Consider the following 17,330-nt stretch of genomic DNA (forward strand, 5'->3'; position numbering starts at 1 on the left):
CTTACCTACTCCATGGCGCAAACAAGGGGTAGTTGGTTACAGGGAATCGGTGTATCTTTCATTGGTTACACATATTCACCCGCGGAGCAGGACCATGGCACTTCACAGCAACGACGCGATTTTCATCATTGCCGACAATCAAATCGTCTATGGCGATGAGAAGCCGGGCGAAACATTCAACAACGGCGATATCGGCGGCAACGACACGTTTGTGGTCCCCTTTGCCTTCTCCGACTCTGACAATTACACAGCCGTTGGCGACGCGGCGACGCTCGCTGGCACGTCAAAGGGCGGCAACGACACGATGACGGGAAGTGACCTGAGCACCTCCGCCACGCTGGTCGGTGATGCCGACACCATGGCCGGCACAGCGCTCGGCGGCAAAGACGAGATTCACGGCGGCCTGCAAAGCCACAACTACATGTACGGCGACGCTCGCACCAACATGGCGTTCCAGTCGCGCGGTGGCGCCGACAAGCTGTATGGCGGCAGCGCGAGCGATTCAACCAGCAGCGCTTCAGACAACGGCACCGACTCGATCACCGTCAATGAGATGTACGGCGATGCATACACCATGGGCTCGGGGGAGGTTACCGCTGTGGTCCTGGGGGGCGCTGACCTGCTGACGGGCGGCTTCGCGTTTGCATCCGACACTGATGGCGTCGCCAATGTGACCAACATCATGGCTGGCGATGCTTATGGCATCTTCGGCAATAGCCGCGGCGGGATCGACACCTTCGTTGGCGGCGGCTCTTATGCCGTCGCGTCAGGCTCGGCAACTGCCCGGAACGTGCTCATGGGCGAGGGTTTCCTGTTGGCCGACACAGCGGTCGCCTCCCCTGACCTGCTGACAGGCGGCGATGCCCAGGCCGCTAGCGACGGTATCGCCGAGACCACCAACATCATGGTCGGTGACGCTTTCTTGATGCAGGGCACCGCCAAGGCCGGCAACGACACCATGTTCGGCGGCAACGCAGACTCCGGCGGCCTCACGCCGGGTTCCGCAGGCCAGGCAAGAGTCACCAACCTCATGGCCGGCGACACGTTCAACACCACATCCACTACCCTGATGGGCGGGGACAAGCTCACGGGCGGTCACGGTGACGGCAGCGATGCCTGGGTTGTGAACCGCATGTATGGCGATGTCGGCTACTCCGACGGCATCAGCCAGACACTTGCGCCCGGCCTCAAGTACGGCAACGACACACTCACCGGTGGTACGCAACATGCCATGAACCTGATGCTCGGCGATGGCTCAGGCATCAGCGACACCGCTGTGGGCGGCAACGACACATTCTTTGCCGGTGGCAGCGACACGACGAACGTGATGTACGGCGACGCGTACGTCGTGTACGGCACGGGCGGAAGAGACACCTTCACGGGCGGCGGCACCCACAGCACCAACTTCTTTGCTGGCGACGCTCAGGTACTGCACGGCACCGGCGGCGCCGATGTCATGACCGGCGGAGCCGGCCCGACCGAGATGTATGGCGACGCTTACGTGATGACAGCCACGGCCAAGGGCGGCGGCGACACCATGACGGGTGGCGGCGAAGACAACCTGATGTACGGCGACGCGTTCGTCTTCAGCGATGCAGCCACGACGGCCGGCGCCGACCGCCTCACGGGCGGTGGCCTGGGCTCGTCGAACACCATGTATGGCGATGCCTTCATCGTGAATGGAACGGGCGGCCGGGACACCTTCTTCGGTGGCGGCGGCAACAACACGATGTATGGCGATGCGTACAGGCTCGCCGGCCTGGGCGGCGCGGACACCATGTCGGGTGTGAGCGGCTCGAACACCATGTATGGCGATGCGTACCAGTTGGGAACCACGGGCCGCGGCGGCGCAGACAGCTTGACGGGTGGCAGCGGCTACAACGAGATGTACGGCGATGCATACACCTTCAGCGACGGCGCAACGGGCGGTGGCGACCGCCTGATCGGCGGCGTGTTCGGCTCCAACAACCAGATGTACGGCGATGCCTACGTGTTGAGAGGTCTCGGCGGCAAAGACACTTTCATTGCCGGCGCCGGGTTCAACGCGATGTACGGCGACGCGCATGACCTGTATGGAACCGGCAACGTCGACACCCTGACAGGCTCGAGCGGCACCAGCTACATGTACGGAGACGCCTTTTCGATCGCATCAACAGGCAAGGGCGCGATTGACCTGCTGACCGGCGGAAGCGGAGCCAACTACATGTTTGGCGATGCATGGGTGTTCAGTGACGGCGCAACGGGCGGCGCTGACCGCCTGGTAGGCGGCGGCGCTGGCTCTTACAACGAAATGTACGGTGACGCCTATTTCCTGCCGGGCCTGGGTGCCAAGGACGTATTTGTTGGCGGCGCGGGCAACACCACGATGTACGGTGACGCCTATCGGCTGACCGGCACGGGCGGTGGCGACACGTTCACCGGCGGGACCGGCAGCAACGTGATCTACGGCGATGCGTACATGATCACCGGCACGGGTGTCGGGGGTGCCGACAGCATCACGGGCGGAGACGGCGCCACAGCGAACAATACGATGTACGGTGACGCCTACCTGTTCAGCGACAGCGCGGTCGCTGGCAATGACCGCCTCACGGGTGGCGGGGCCGGATCCACCAACTACATGTACGGCGACACGCAGGTGTTGAACCGTACAGGTGGAAACGACACCTTTATCGGCAAGGCAGGCAACACCTTGATGTACGGTGACGCGGCCTCGCTCGGCAACTCGGGCGTGGGCGGCGCAGACACCATGACCGGCGGGACCGGCACGAACTACATGTACGGCGATGCCTACCAGTTCAGCGACAGCGCCACGGCCGGGCGCGACCTGCTCACCGGCGGCGCAGTGGGTTCGACGAACTACATGTATGGCGACGTGGACTACTTGCGTGGGCTCGGTGGCAAGGACACTTTTGCCGGCGGCGCCGGCACCAGTTTCATGTACGGCGACGCGGGCACGATCGCTCCTTCGGGTGTGGGTGGCGCAGACACGATGACGGGCGGCACCGGCAACAGCACGATGTACGGCGACGCGTACTTCCTCGCGGGCACGGGCGGCGCCGACAGCTTGACCGGCGGCACTGGCGCCGCTTCGATCAACACGATGTACGGCGATGCCTTCCTGTTCAGCGACGGCGCGATCGCGGGCAATGACAAGCTCACAGGCGGCGGCGCGGGCTCGACGTCCTACATGTACGGCGACTCCGATGTGTTGTACAGCCTCGGCGGCAACGACACCTTCATCGGCAAAGCCGGTGCCAGCACGATGTACGGCGACGCCTATACCCTTTACGGCACGGGTGGCGCGGACACTTTCACTGGTGGAGCGGGCGCGAACACGATGTACGGCGATGCCAGGCAGATCATGAGCGGGGCGCACGGCGGAAATGACGTGATGACCGGCGGCGCGACCAGCACGCAGAACGTGATGTATGGCGACGCCTACACAATGTCCGGGACAGGCGGCAACGACACGATCACCGGCGCGGCGCTGGTCGCAAACACCATCTACGGCGACGCCTACATGTTCAGCGACGGCGCGGTCGGCGGGAACGACAGGCTGGTGAGCGGCACCGGCAACGACGAGATGTGGGGCGATGCCTTCAGCCGCGGCGCGGGTACCGGCGGCGCTGACACGTTCGTCTTTGCCAAGAACAATGGCCTGGACACGATTTACGACTTCAAGATGGGCGGCGACCTCGACAAGATCGACCTGCATGCCATCAAGCTGGCTGTTGGCGGCGCAGGTGGCCAATTCGCGAACTGGGGTGTTTTCAGCGCCTCGGGCCGGATTGAAGACCTCGGAGGAACTGACACGCTGCTGCACCTTGACGTTGCGGTCCCGGGCGCCGGGAGTGCTGCGCACACGGTCCTGCTGTCCGGGGTTGTGGCGGCAAGCCTGACGTCAGCCGACTTCATCTTCTAGGCGGAAGTTGCTGCAGGACGGCGCGCTACAGCCAAAGGTCTGGCGCGCCGATCCTCTTCCGTGATGTAGTTCCGGCTTCGCAAGTTCAGCCTGCGCGAAACGGCCGTGCGCCGTGGCCCGCTGGGCTGGATGGGTGTATCTTCGATCGTTACATACCTAACGTATCGGAGCAGGACAATGGCGCTACACAGCAGCGAACAGATCTTCATCGTCGACGGCCTGACGATCTACGGCGACGAAAGTGTCAGCGAAACGTTCGCAACCGGCGATACAGGAGGGAACGACACCTTTGTCGTTCCCTTTGCTTTTTCTGACGCCGATAACTACACGGCAGTTGGCGACGCCGCGACGCTCATCGGCACCTCCAAAGGCGGCAACGACACACTGACGGCAAGCGACCTGCGTGTGTCCGCCACCCTTGTAGGCGACGCCAATTCAATGGGCGGCACGGCGCTCGGCGGCAACGACGAGCTGCACGGTGGGCAGCAAAGCAACAACTTCCTCTACGGCGATGCCCTTGGCAACATGGCGCTGAGGTCACGTGGCGGGGCGGATCACCTCTACGGCGGCAACGCCAGTGACGCGACCTGCGACAGCTACGACAACCTGGCCGACGCCATCACGGTAAACGAGATGTATGGCGATGCCCGGACACTGGGTTTCAACGAGGTTGGCGCGCTGGTCATTGCCGGTGCCGACATTCTTGAAGGCGGCTATGCCTTCGCGTCGGATGCGGATGGCAATGCCTCCGTGACCAACCGCATGGCGGGCGACGCCCATGACGTGCTCGGCAAGAGCACTGGCGGCAACGACACGCTTATTGGCGGTGGCGCATATGCCATCACGGCAGCGGTGGCCCATGTCACGAACATCATGATGGGCGAAGGCGACCTGATGGGCGACGCTGCCGTCGGTGGCGCTGACCTCATGACGGGCGGCAATGCGGAAGGCACCAGCGACGGCACCGCAGACGTCATGAATGTGATGGTCGGCGATGCACAGGAGATGCTCGGCACCTCCAGGGGCGGCAATGACACCCTGGTGGGCGGCAACGCCACCAGCGGCTTCGCGTTCAGCGACAGCGCCACCGTGGTGAACATCATGGCCGGCGATACCTTCAGCCACACGACCGCCGGACTGCTGGGCAATGACAGCCTGACAGGCGGCTCGGGCTTCGTTCACGGTCAGGCGACCAACATCATGTACGGCGACGTCGGGGACTACGTGTTTCCGGCCTCCAGCCAGATCAACCTCAAATATGGCAACGACACGCTCGCTGGCGGGGCAGAGGGCGCCAACAACACGTTGTACGGCGACGCCTGGATCTTTGCGACCGGCGCTGTCGGCGGCAACGACAGCCTCACGGCAGGCGGCGCCACGACGACGAACAGGATGTTCGGCGATGCGGATGAAGTCAGAGGCACCGGCGGCAAAGACACCTTGGTGGGTGGCGCCGGCAGCAACACGATGTATGGCGATGCGAACACGCTGTATGGCCAGGGAGGCACCGACCGCCTGCTGGGCGGATCGGGCGCGGTCAACATCCTGTACGGCGATGCATCCACGATCACGAGTACCGGCAAGGGTGGCAACGACACCCTCATCGGGGGCAGTGCCGACAGCACCCTGTGGGGTGACGCGGCCACTATCGCAGCAGGCGGCACCGCCGGCGCCGACAGCCTGACAGGCGGCGGGGTTGGTACCACAACCACCATGATCGGCGACGCCGCGAGCCTGGGCGTCACGGGTGGCAAGGACATCTTCAACGGCGGCGGCGGCACCAGCTTCATGTTTGGCGACACCTTCACGCTCGCGACCGTGGGTGGTGCTGACACGATGAACGGCGTCAGCGGCGAGAACTGGATGTACGGCGATGCCTCGACCATCGCAAACGGGGGCACAGGCGGAGTCGACAGCCTGACGGGGGGCAACGGCCTCAACTACATGTACGGCGATGCCGAGACCATCGACGCCGGCGGCATAGCTGGCGCAGACAGGTTGATCGGCGGGGGCAGCGGCTCCACGAACTTCATGTACGGCGACGCCGTCACTTTGGGCAGTGTGGGCGGCAAGGACGTGTTCATCAGCGGCGGCGGCACCAACACGATGTATGGCGACGCAAGAACGCTCACGACCTCAGGTGGCGCCGACACGATGACCGGTGGCCTGTTCGCGGGCACCAACACGATGTACGGTGACGCCCAAACCATCGGCAGCGGCGGCACGGGCGGCGCAGACAGCCTGACCGGCGGGCTGGGCACCAACACCATGTACGGTGATGCGCTCACCATCGCGTCTGGCGGAACTGCGGGCGCGGACCGCCTGATCGGCGGCGGCGCAGGTTCCACCAACGAGATGTATGGCGACGCAGAACAATTGAACGGCACCGGTGGCAAGGACGTCTTTATCGGCGGCGGCGGCACCAACACGATGTACGGCGATGCACTCTCGCTGTTCAGCACCGGCGGCGCCGACACCATGTCGGGCGTCAGCGGCACCAACACGATGTACGGGGATGCATACGAGATCCAGAGCGGCGGCACGGGCGGGGCCGACAGCCTGACTGGCGGCAGCGGTACCAACACCATGTATGGCGACGCCCTCTATATCTACGCCGGCGGCACTGGCGGTGCGGACCGCCTGATCGGTGGAGCAGCCGTGAGTTCGGTCAACAACATGTACGGCGACGCGCTGGAACTGGCGGGCACGGGCGGCAAGGACACCTTCACTGCCGGCGCAGCAAACGCCTTGATGATCGGTGACGCCTACACGATCACCAACGGCGGTGTCGGTGGCGCCGACACCATGACCGGCGGCACCGGCAACAACACGATGTGGGGCGACGCAGTTGACTTCATCGGCAGCGTGATCGCGGGTGCGGATCGTCTCGTGGGCGGTGGCGCCGGCTCGACGAACTACATGTATGGCGACGTCAACGTATTGAGGGGCCTTGGCGGCGCAGACACCTTTGTGGGCGGCGCCGGCATCAACAACATGTACGGCGACGCCAACTTGCTCGCCGGCTCAGCCACAGGCGGCGCCGACTCCCTGACGGGCGGCAGCGGCACGAACACGATGTATGGCGATGCGCTCGAGTTCAGCGACAGCGCGACCGGTGGCAATGACCGGTTCACAGGCGGCGGTGCAGGCTCGACCAACACGATGTACGGCGACACGTATCTGCTGCGCGGCACGGGCGGCAATGACACGTTCACCGGAGGGGTCGGCAACACCCTGATTTACGGTGACGCGTACCTGTTCTCATCCACGGGCGTGGGCGGAGCCGACTCCATCACCGGCGGCGGCGGTGTGAACACCATGTACGGCGACGCGTATGGTTTCGACAGCGGCGCAGTCGCGGGCAATGACCGCCTGACTGCCGGGGGAGCAACGTCAACGAACACCATGTACGGCGACGTGTACGTCCTGCAGGACGGTGTTGGCGGAAGGGACACCTTCATTGGCGGAGCCGGTTTCAACGACATGTACGGTGATGCCTACTCGATCTATGGCGTAGGCGGTGCCGACACGATGACCGGCGGCGCCGGCTACAGCACGATGTACGGCGACGCAAGAATCCTCTTTGGCGCGGGCGGTGCCGACAGCATGACCGGCGGCGCCGGCACGAACTCGATGTACGGCGACGCATTCGAGATGGTTGCTGGCGCCATCGCAGGCAATGACCGCCTCACCGGTGGTGGCGCCGGTTCGACTAGCTTCATGATTGGCGATGCGTACACACTCCATGGCACAGGCGGCAATGACACCTTCATTGGCAAGGCCGGCGCCAGCACGATGTACGGTGATGCCTTTGATCTTTACGGGCAAGGCGGTGCCGACACCTTCACCGGCGGATCAGGTACGAACGAGATCTACGGCGACACGTACAACATGAGTTTTGGCTCCGTCGGGGGCAACGACACCATCACCGGTGGTGCCGCAAGCACGCAGAATCTTCTGTTCGGCGACGCCTATTCGATGAAAGGCCAGGGTGGCAACGACACCATCACTGCGGCAGCCGGCGTGGCGAACACTTTGGTGGGCGACTCTTTTGCGTTCGACTTCACCGCGGTCGGTGGCAACGACCGGCTGGTCAGCGGCACGGGCAACGACAGTATGTGGGGCGATGCCAAGGTGCGCGGGTCCGGCATCGGCGGGGCTGACACCTTTGTGTTTGCGAAGAACAACGGCAGCGACACGATTTACGACTTCACGCACACCGACGGCGACGTGATCAACCTGAATGCGATCAGGGTCGGTGGCGGTGGCGCCAACTTCGCGAACTTTGCGGCATTCAGCGCGTCCGGGCGCATTGCAGATGACGGCTTCGGCAACGCACTGCTGCATCTGGACACGGGGGTGGGAGGCGCGTCGAGCTCTATTCACACGGTTGTGCTGATGGGGGTCAGCCCGGCGAGCCTGGTCGCCAGCGACTTCGTCTTCTGACTGAAAGCGCTCTGACTCACGGCGCGGGCAGGCTTGCAGCCACCCGCGCCGTTTCTCATTCCAGCCGCGAATACAGCAACCCTGTCTTCGCCAGATCGTCCTTGCCCGTGAACCGCTGTGTGCGCGGCCCCTGCAACGGCCACGTCATCAACTGCTCATTCGCCGCTTTGAGGATGTGATATTCCGACGCGCTCTTCCAGTGCACACCGGCAACCACCGCTTCATCGGTGCGCGCTTCGTGGCCCGGATAGAACTTGAAGTGCGCCAGGATCAGCTGGACCTTGTCGCTCGGCGCAACCGACGTGCGGTGCGCCGAGAAAGCATGCATGCCTTCGTTCCAGAAGGCGATGGGCGTCTTGTTCACGTTGGCGAACTTGTAGTCCTTCATGAACTCGGGAAAGCGCGTGCGGCGGTCCAGCAGTTCCTTCAGGATGCGCGGCCGCACGCCATCGGCGACCGAAATGCCAGTCACGTTGAACATGTTGTCCGGCCACACCAGCCGCTCCCACGGGTCGAAGAACGGGCACAACTCGAAAGGCGTCTGCTCCATCCTGGCGCTGCGCAGCGATTCAAGCGTCTGGGGAAAGAAGTCCATCATCAGCGCGCGCGCCACGATGAGGTTGTTGCGCTCCAGTGCCAGCGCCAGTTGCGGCAGTGTGTCGATGCCCGGTGGCAGCACCATGAATTCATCGGCGTCGAGCGTGGCCACCCAGCGGTTGCGCAACAGGCCGCGCGGGATGATGTTCTTCACGCGGTAGCCGAAGATCTTGTCGTCCACCTTGTCGCCGAAGCGCGTTTGCGAGCGGGTCACGCCCACATCCGGCTGGCGCATGAGGAACTCGAAGGTGCCGTCATCCGACTGGTCATCGTGGAACCAGAAGTCCTTCACGTCGAGCCGCCTGTAGTGCTCCAGCAGGTGCGGCAGCAGGTACATCTCATTGCGCACGATGCCAAACACGGCCACCTTGCCCTGCGCCTTGGGCTGGCGGTGAATGACGATCTGGGTGTTGTTGGAAGTATCTGTGGGCATGTCGCTCAAATTGTGCCGCATGCACCTGCCTTTGCCTCAGTGTGCCCCTGCCTCGATGTGCCTGTGCCTCAATGAAAATCGCGGCTCTGGCTGGAACCACGCGCGAGCCGCCCGAGCAGCGGCGTCATGTTCTTGAGCCGCCGCGCGATCAGGTTGCGCACTTCGCCGCCGCTTTCCACATCGCGCTGCCAGATGCCTTCCACGGCGAGCAGGCGCGACTGCAGCAAATCATCGCGCTGCTCTTCGCGCAATGACTTCCACACGATCACGTTCACCGGCCCCGTCTCGTCTTCGAGCGTGAGAAAGATCGTGCCGTGCGCCGTCTGCGGCTGCTGGCGCACGGTGACGATGCCGCACGCGCGCACTTGCCGGCCACTCGGCAAGTCGTGCAGCTCGGCAGCGCTTTGCAGCTTCATGCCCGACAGGCGCGGGCGCAGCAACGCGAGTGGGTGCCGGCGCAGCGTGAGGCCGAGCGATTCGTAGTCGAACACGATCTCCTCGCCTTCTGCGGCGGCGGGCAGCTCCAGCCTGTCTTCATTGACCGGCGCGTTGCGCAGCAATTCAGGCGTGCGGCGCAGCGCTGTCGCGTCCCACACCTGCTGGCGGCGGTGACCGGAGAGCGACATCAGCGCATCACCCGCCGCGAGTGCTTTCAAGTCGCCTGCATCCAGCTGCGCGCGCATGGCCATGTCTTCGGTGCTGGAAAAGGGCGACTGGTTTCGCGCCTCGACGACGCGCTGCCCGCCTGCCTCGGTGAGGCCGCCCACCAGGCGCAGGCCGAGCCGGACGTAAGGTCGCTCAGAAGGCCGCTCGAAATTGGAATCTGAACCCAATTTGCTGTCCCAGTCGCTGTGCGACACGTCGGGGGGCAGCACGACGATGCCGTGGCGCTTGCCGTCTTGCACCAGCTGCGAAGGTGTGTAGAAGCCCATCGGCTGCGAGTTGAGCATCGCGGCGAGGAAGCACTCGGGCTCGTGGCACTTGAGCCAGGCGCTGGCATACGCGATCAGCGCGAAGCTGTAGGCGTGACTCTCCGGAAAGCCGTATTCGCCGAAGCCCAATATCTGCTTGAAGATGGCTTCAGCGAATTCGCGGCGATAGCCATTGGCCGTCATGCCTTTGATGATGGGCTCGTAGAACTTGTCGACGCCGCCCTTGCGCTTCCATGCGGCCATCGAGCGGCGCAGTGCATCGGCCTTCTCGGCGCTGAAGCCGGCGGCGATCATCGCGATCTGCATCACCTGCTCCTGGAAGATCGGGATGCCCAGCGTGCGCTCCAGCGCGGGCTTGAGCGCTTCGCTCTCGTAGTGGATCTTCTCGCCCCGCAGCAGCCGCTCGCGCGCCTTCAGGAACGGATGCACCATGCCGCCCTGTATCGGCCCGGGCCGCACGATCGCCACTTCAACCACCAGGTCGTAGAACTCGCGCGGCTTCAGGCGCGGCAGCATCGACATCTGCGCGCGGCTTTCGATCTGGAAGGTGCCCACGGTGTCGGCCTTGCAGATCATGTCGTAGGTGGCCTTGTCTTCCTTCGGAATGTCCGCCAGGCCCCATGGCTTGCCGCCACGTAACTGGTTGCGCAAATCGAGCGCGCGGCGCAGCGCGGTGAGCATGCCCAGCGCGAGCACATCGACCTTCATCAGCCCCATCTCTTCCAGGTCGTCCTTGTCCCACTGGATGATGGAGCGGTCTTTCATCGTCGCCTTTTCAACAGGCACGAGCTGCGTGAGCTTGGTCTGCGTGAGCACGAAGCCGCCCACGTGCTGGCTCAGGTGACGCGGAAACCCCATCAGCTGCTGCGTGAGGTCGAGCCACAGCGCCGCACGAAATTCCTCGATCTGCACTTCGACTTTTTGCGCGAGCTCCATCAGCTTTTGCGAGGCGATAGCTTCGTCGAACCAGAAGTGCTCTTTCGCAAAAGCTTCGACCAGTTTGTCATCGACACCCAGCGCCTTGCCCACATCGCGAATCGCGCTGCGTGTGCGGTAGCTGATGACCACTGCCGCAATCGCCGCGCGTTCACGGCCGTACTTGCCGTAGATGTATTGGATGACTTCCTCGCGCCGCTCATGCTCGAAGTCAACGTCGATATCGGGCGGCTCATTGCGCCTTTCCTTGCTGATGAAGCGTTCGAGCAGCGGGTTGGAATGCATCGGGTCCATCGCCGTGACGCCGAGGCAAAAGCACACGACCGAGTTCGCTGCCGAGCCGCGCCCCTGGCACAGGATTTTTTTGCTGCGCGCAAACCGCACGATGTCGTGCACCGTGAGGAAGAACATTTCGTACTGGCATTCCGCGATGAGCTGCAGCTCTTTTTCAAGATGCTGCGCGACCTTTTGCGGAACGCCATCGGGGTAGCGCTCGGCCGCGCCTTCATAGGTGAGCTTTCGCAGGCCTTCGGTGGGCGTGAGGCCCTCGGGCACGGTTTCAAGCGGATAGTCGTACTGGATCTCGCGCAGGTCGAACGTGCAACGGTTGGCGATGACCAGCGTGGCTGCGAGCAGCTCGGGCGGATACGTTTCGCCCAGGCGCAAACGCGGCCGCAAATGGCGCTCTGCATTGGCCTGCAATTCAAAGCCGCAGGTCTCCACGGTTTTGCCAAGACGCACTGCCGTAATCACATCCTGCAGTGGCTTGCGCGAACGCAGGTGCATGTGCACGTCACCGGCGGCGACCATCGCAACGCCCGTCATTTCGGCGATCTTGCCGAGCGTCCACAGCCACAAGTCATCGTCGATCGCGTGATGCAACTCCACGGCAAGCCACAGCGATGGGCCGAAGAGTTGCTTCAACGCAGACAGGCGCGAGGTGAGCGCGGACGTGTCCAGATCAAGCACGTCGCTGCGTTGGGGTGCAAAGAGCACTTCGCAGCCTTGCAGCAGCGCGAGGTTGCTCGTTGCCCAATCCACGAAGTACTCGCCCTTGGGCGTGTCGATGGTTGTGCGCGCGGCAGTGATGAATTCGCACAGGCCACCCCACCCTGCCTTGTCGCGCGCAATCGCCACGAGCTTGCCATCGCCAAAATCGAACTCGCTGCCGTACAGCAGCCTGAATGGGTGCGAGCGCTTTTCACCGGGGTGGTCGGCTTCAAGGTCCTTGATGAAATCGAGGTGGTGTTTCAGGCCCGTCCATGCGCGCACCACGCCCGCGACCGAGCATTCGTCGGTGATGGCGAGCGCGTGATAGCCCTGGTTGTAGGCACGCATCACGAGCTCCTGCGGATGCGACGCGCCGCGCTGGAAGCTGAAGTTCGACAGGCAATGCAGCTCCGCATACGCAGGCAGCGCGTCGGGCCATTCATGGATGACGGGCGGCAGGCCTTTTCCGTCGAGTAAGTCGTCGAGTTTCAGGGTGGGTTTGAGGGGTGTTTCAGGCATGGCATTCAGGCGTGGGCTTCAGGCATATAAACCTTGCAAAAACCAGCGGTAGTCCTTGCCGGACGTCTCGCTGTCGCTCAATTGCTGGGGGCGTTCGCGGTAGATCCACACGAAGCCGGCTGCTTCGCTTTTCGCGACGAAGTAATCGCGCAGCGCAGATGCATCGCCCGTCCACCACGCAGTCTCGACGCGGTGCAGCCGCGTGAGCCGGCGCAGCGGCCCGCCGAAATGCGGCACGTGCTGCTTCACGGGCAGGCGCAGCGGCTCGCGCAGCAACCACGTCGGATAAATCGGGTCGCACGCGGCTGCATCGAAAGGCGTGGCCGTGGCATGGCGCGCGGCCTTCCACTGCTGCATCGCCTCGGCGCGGTGGTCGGCTTGCGGCACAGGCACAACCACGTTGTCTTCACCGAGCCGCACACTCAGCCGCTCGATGAGCTGGTGCAGCCGCTCGCCTTTGACGTTGTCTTCGGGCAAAAGGCTTTTGCTGATGCCGCCAAACGGCATGGTTTCGAGCGAGCGCAGCCGCAGGTAACTCGCCGGCGCAGAGAGGTTCGCTCGCGACAGGTGCTCGGACACGAGCCGCCGCAGATGCGTGATGTCTTGCGTGGGCTGCGCGGTGCGCACCACCATCTGCTCGCACGGCGGCAGCTTCACGCCGTTGAGCCGCCGCAGGTCGAGCGTCCATTCGAGCTCCAGCGCAACAACGCCGCGGTTGCGCGCCTGCAGCCACACCTGCAGATGCGTGAGCAGCCGCTGCGCGCTCCACATCAGTTCGGGCGCGGTGGTGGCGAGCGACATCAGCTCCACGTTCATGTCGAAGTCTTCGGGCAGCTGCAGCCACGGATAGATCTCGGGCTTGGCACCGAAAGCGCAGTCGATCGCGTCCAACAACGCATCGCCAAAGCGCCGCGCGACACCCGGGCGCGGCAGCGCCTGCAAGTCACCCCAGGTGCGGCAGCCGATGCGCTCGAGCACGGGCACGTGGGGAACAGCTTCGGTGAGCACATCGAGCGGCAAACCTTCGGGCACCTTCGCGGGCGCTGCCTCACCGCGGCGCTGCAGGCGCAGCAGGCCCAGCGCAGTGCGCGCTGTTTTGCCGTGCGCCCAATCCGGGGCCGTGGCCGGCTCAACCCCCGTGTCTGCCAGCAACCGCGCACGCAAGCCCTTGCGCCCGCCCCACAGCTTCAGCGAGGCTGATGCTTCGAGCAGGATGGCTTCATCGACCCTGGCGACTCGCGGCGTGAATTGCAGCGCGCGCCAGCCCCAAGGGGTGAAGTCGTCGTCATGTGTGGGCGACAGCGCGATCCAGTACATGCGATCTTTTCTTTGGCGGAGTGAGTGGAATGGCGACCACCGCGGGTGCAGTGGGCGAGCGGCGCTTGCGCGTGTCGTTGCGCGCTTCGATCAGTGCGGCCAGGCGCTTCGAAGTGGCGGGCAACTCAATGGGCGTATCGATCGGCGGGCCCCTGCGCTTGACGATGCGCAGCTGCAATACATCAGTGCCTTCGACCAGCAGGCGAAGGCGTGCGGGCGATGCATCGCTCATGGCCTTTGCATCGCGAAAGACAAACAACAGCCGCCCTTGTTGATGCGCCGCCATCTGCAGCCGCCGCAGCTCGGCGCCCTTGGCCTGCGGCAGCCACGCCACCACAGCAGCCACCTCGGCGCACTTGAGCGCCTGCTCGCTCGCCCACAGGCGCGCTGCCGGCTTGCTGGCCTTGACCCACAGCAAGCGCGTGGCGGGCAGGCCCTGCGCCTGCAGGCTGGGGCCGAAGGGCTCGTGCGGCGAGCCGATGAGCACCACTGGGCCGGCGCTCTGGCCGATGGCATTCGCGAGCCCCGGCAGGATCAGTTGCCAGACGTGAGGGGCCGCTGGCGAATCGTGGTGCGCCGTTGGTGAGTGCAGCACCTCAACCATGCTGCCCAGCGGCCAGCCACCGCCGGGCAACTGCGCATCCAGCGCTTTGTGGCCGCTGGAAAGCACCTTTTCTTCACTGGCGAAGTCATCCACCTTCCAGACGTTGGCAAGCGTCAAAGGATCGACCCGCTGGAGGCGGGAGGCAGGGGACATGGAGGGCACGGCGGACATCAGGTACGGTACAATACTGTTTCTTTATACAGTACTTTTCCAGCCATGAACAGGCTTTTGCGGCCCGGCGATTTCGAAGGCAATTCCGAAGAAATCGCGCGCATGCTCATCGGCACCACGCTGCTGGTCGATGGCGTGGGCGGCCGCATTGTCGAGACCGAGGCCTACGACAGGCTCGACCCTGCCTCACACAGTTTTTCAGGCCCCACACCGCGCAACGAAGCGATGTTTGGCCCGCCCGGGCGTGCCTATGTCTATCGCTCGTACGGCATTCACTGGTGCCTGAATTTCGTCTGCCGCGAGAAGGGGCACGGCGCGGGGGTGTTGATCCGCGCGATCGAGCCCACGCACGGCATCGACTTGATGCGTGCCCGCCGCGGCCTGGATGACGTGCGCCAGCTGTGTTCCGGCCCCGGCAAGGTCGGCCAGGCGCTGGCGGTCACGCGTGAGTTCAACGGCCTGCGGCTCGACCAGTCACCGTTCAAGGTGCTGGCTGCGGATCATCACCAGGTCAAGGTGGCGAGCGGCCCGCGCATCGGCATCACCAAGGCGATGGACGTGCACTGGCGCTTCGGTGAAGCCGGCTCGAAATTCCTCAGCCGCAAGTTCTGATCAGTTGCGCGCAGCCCTCGGCGCGCGCTGCGTGGGCAAATAGCGCGCAGCCGGCGGGCCGCCCATCTCACGCGTCGACACCTGGATCACACGTGTGGACACCTGGCTCGGGCTTGGGCATGTTTCACTGCCAAACACCATGTGCCCGCCCGGAAAGCGATAGGGCACCGTCTCATGCAGCGGACGCCTCATGTCCACCGGCGCTTCCGTGCTGTTGTAGACAATGCGGCCGTCCCGGTCGGTCACCGTGTAGCAGGCCATTGCATTGATCGAGGCCAGGGCTGCGATTGAGCACAACAGGGCAAGTTTCCAGCGACGCATGTGAGTTCTCCTTGTGAGCGCTTGCAAAAGCGCCGGGTCGAAGAAATGATGGCTCTGCCGTCGCGCCCGGCCTGCAAGTCAAAGCGACACGTGCCTGTCAGACCGGTGCCCGAGTGGCCGGGCGCGCAAACAATCGCTGTAGAGCTTGCGGCTACCAATGCGCCGGGTCGCTGCCCGGTGGAGCCGACCTGCGCGAATAACCCGCTGGCGTGCGCGACAGCAACGCGCTCGGCGCAATGGCACGCAGCACGCCGAAGCCGGATTCGCTGGTCTGCGCGAAGGGTTCGTAGCCCGGCTTTCCCACTGCAAATGCGTTGTCGACGCGGCCCAGGTCGCGCACCCACTTGCCCGTCTGCGCGAGCGACACGCGCACCTGCCAGCTGCCGCCTTCGCGTTGCTGGCGATGCAGCGCGGCGCAGGCGCCCAGGGCGATGAGATAGCCCGTGGCTTCGTCCAGGATCTGCATCGGCAACGCACGCGGCTTGCCATCGCCGAAGGCCTCGCCTTCCGCGTGATTGAAGCCGGTGGCCGTCTGCACGAGCGAGTCGAATCCGCGCCGCGTGGACCAAGGCCCCAGCGTCCCGTAGGCGGTGAGCGACACATAAACGAGGCCGGGCCGCACCGCCGCTGCCTGCTGCGCGCCGAAGCCCAACGCTTCCAACCCACCAGGCCGATAGCCCTGCACGAACACATGCGCCTGGGCGAGCAATTCGCGCATCGTTGCCTTGCCCGCATCGCTCGCCAGATCGACATGCGCTGACCGCTTGCCGCGGCTCGTGTCGGCAATCGCCTCGATGTTCGGAAGATGGGGCGAATTCACGAGCATCACATCAGCGCCATGCGACGCGAGCGCCTTGCCGCCCACCGGCCCGGCGAGGATGCGCGTGAGGTCGAGCACCTTGATGCCTTCGAGCGGGCGTTGTGTCTCATCGAGCGGCGGCAGCTGCAGCGCCGGCGCGTCGCCGACGCGCTCGATGGTGAACAGCGGCTGCGATGCAATCGCCCTGCCCTGCTCGCTCGCGTCCCAGTCACTGAACGTTCGCAACGCTGTGGCGACCAGGCCCGCATCTGCCGCAGCCGTTTCAAACTCGACAGCGCGCCACGCGAGCATCGCCCGCTCGGCATCTGCACGTTCTGCCGTTGCCGGGTCGAGCTGGAGCAGCTTCAACGCACCCTCGCGGTGATGCGCAAAGTTAGCGTGGATGCGCACCCAGCCATCAGCCGCCCGATAGAGGCCCGAGAATTTGTCCCACAGCTCGGGCGACTGGCCGTCCAGGCTGAACCAGCCCGTGGTTTCCACGGCGGCGTGCAGCATGTCGACGCTCACGTCTTGCCGCGCCACACCGCGTTGGTGCCCCACCTCGCACGCAGCCAACGCAGCCGCCGCAATCGTCGATTGCGCGGCTGTGCCAACCTTGAATGAACTGGGAAACACCGGGTCCGCCCCGGTGAGATGCGCGAAGTGCAGCGCCTCATGCGGCAACCCGGCGGGCTGCCAGAGCGATGCGAGCGCTTCGCGCGGTGTCACGG

Annotated in this window: 9 protein-coding genes; 3 read left to right on the forward strand and 6 right to left on the reverse strand. The window is 64.4% G+C overall.

The annotated features are described in order from the left end of the window. Positions 1-94: 94 nt before the first annotated feature. Complete coding sequence (locus tag GHT07_RS09180; protein ID WP_153584775.1) at positions 95-3,922, forward strand: beta strand repeat-containing protein; 3,828 nt, start codon at positions 95-97, stop codon at positions 3,920-3,922. A gap of 177 nt (positions 3,923-4,099) precedes the next feature. Continuing rightward, positions 4,100-8,368, forward strand: a complete 4,269-nt coding sequence (locus GHT07_RS09185; RefSeq protein ID WP_153584776.1) for a beta strand repeat-containing protein — start codon at positions 4,100-4,102, stop codon at positions 8,366-8,368. 55 nt (positions 8,369-8,423) lie between these two features. Here GHT07_RS09185 and GHT07_RS09190 read toward each other — a convergent pair whose 3' ends face one another. The 4 genes from GHT07_RS09190 to imuA all read right to left on the reverse strand — a co-directional run bounded on the left by GHT07_RS09190 (position 8,424) and on the right by imuA (position 14,849). Then, positions 8,424-9,398, reverse strand: a complete 975-nt coding sequence (locus GHT07_RS09190) for a glycosyltransferase family 2 protein (protein ID WP_194792891.1) — start codon at positions 9,396-9,398, stop codon at positions 8,424-8,426. A gap of 68 nt (positions 9,399-9,466) precedes the next feature. Beyond that, on the reverse strand, positions 9,467-12,775 hold the full coding sequence (locus GHT07_RS09195; RefSeq protein ID WP_153584778.1) for an error-prone DNA polymerase: 3,309 nt from the start codon (positions 12,773-12,775) through the stop codon (positions 9,467-9,469). 18 nt (positions 12,776-12,793) lie between these two features. Next, complete coding sequence (locus tag GHT07_RS09200) at positions 12,794-14,092, reverse strand: DNA polymerase Y subunit UmuC family protein (RefSeq protein WP_153584779.1); 1,299 nt, start codon at positions 14,090-14,092, stop codon at positions 12,794-12,796. Further along, the gene (imuA, locus tag GHT07_RS09205) at positions 14,061-14,849 is read right to left on the reverse strand and encodes a translesion DNA synthesis-associated protein ImuA (RefSeq protein ID WP_153584780.1); all 789 of its coding nucleotides are present in this window, start codon (positions 14,847-14,849) and stop codon (positions 14,061-14,063) included. The genes GHT07_RS09200 and imuA overlap by 32 nt, the downstream gene beginning before the upstream one ends. 63 nt (positions 14,850-14,912) lie before the next feature. Between imuA and GHT07_RS09210 the strand changes: the two genes are divergently transcribed. Continuing rightward, positions 14,913-15,479 carry a DNA-3-methyladenine glycosylase gene (locus GHT07_RS09210; RefSeq protein WP_153584781.1) on the forward strand — a complete coding sequence of 189 codons (567 nt, stop codon included), beginning with the start codon at positions 14,913-14,915 and terminating at the stop codon, positions 15,477-15,479. On the opposite strand, the gene GHT07_RS09215 is transcribed toward GHT07_RS09210, so the two are convergent. Both GHT07_RS09215 and GHT07_RS09220 read right to left on the reverse strand, forming a co-directional pair. Then, positions 15,480-15,800 carry a hypothetical protein gene (locus GHT07_RS09215; RefSeq protein ID WP_153584782.1) on the reverse strand — a complete coding sequence of 107 codons (321 nt, stop codon included), beginning with the start codon at positions 15,798-15,800 and terminating at the stop codon, positions 15,480-15,482. Positions 15,801-15,951: 151 nt separating this feature from the next. Beyond that, the gene (locus GHT07_RS09220) at positions 15,952-17,328 is read right to left on the reverse strand and encodes a CoA transferase (protein WP_323740857.1); all 1,377 of its coding nucleotides are present in this window, start codon (positions 17,326-17,328) and stop codon (positions 15,952-15,954) included. Positions 17,329-17,330 lie beyond the last annotated feature (2 nt).

It is taken from the genome of Caenimonas koreensis DSM 17982, assembly GCF_009646335.1.
Classification (GTDB): Bacteria; Pseudomonadota; Gammaproteobacteria; order Burkholderiales; family Burkholderiaceae_C; genus Ramlibacter; species Ramlibacter koreensis.

Excerpts from the sequence above, each read along its gene's own strand:
- GHT07_RS09200 (WP_153584779.1), bottom strand. The coding sequence starts at position 14,092 with ATGTACTGGATCGCGCTGTCGCCCACACATGACGACGACTTCACCCCT.
- GHT07_RS09215 (WP_153584782.1), bottom strand. The coding sequence starts at position 15,800 with ATGCGTCGCTGGAAACTTGCCCTGTTGTGCTCAATCGCAGCCCTGGCC.
- GHT07_RS09190 (WP_194792891.1), bottom strand. The coding sequence starts at position 9,398 with ATGCCCACAGATACTTCCAACAACACCCAGATCGTCATTCACCGCCAG.
- imuA (WP_153584780.1), bottom strand. The coding sequence starts at position 14,849 with ATGTCCCCTGCCTCCCGCCTCCAGCGGGTCGATCCTTTGACGCTTGCC.
- GHT07_RS09180 (WP_153584775.1), top strand. The coding sequence starts at position 95 with ATGGCACTTCACAGCAACGACGCGATTTTCATCATTGCCGACAATCAA.
- GHT07_RS09210 (WP_153584781.1), top strand. The coding sequence starts at position 14,913 with ATGAACAGGCTTTTGCGGCCCGGCGATTTCGAAGGCAATTCCGAAGAA.
- GHT07_RS09185 (WP_153584776.1), top strand. The coding sequence starts at position 4,100 with ATGGCGCTACACAGCAGCGAACAGATCTTCATCGTCGACGGCCTGACG.
- GHT07_RS09195 (WP_153584778.1), bottom strand. The coding sequence starts at position 12,775 with ATGCCTGAAACACCCCTCAAACCCACCCTGAAACTCGACGACTTACTC.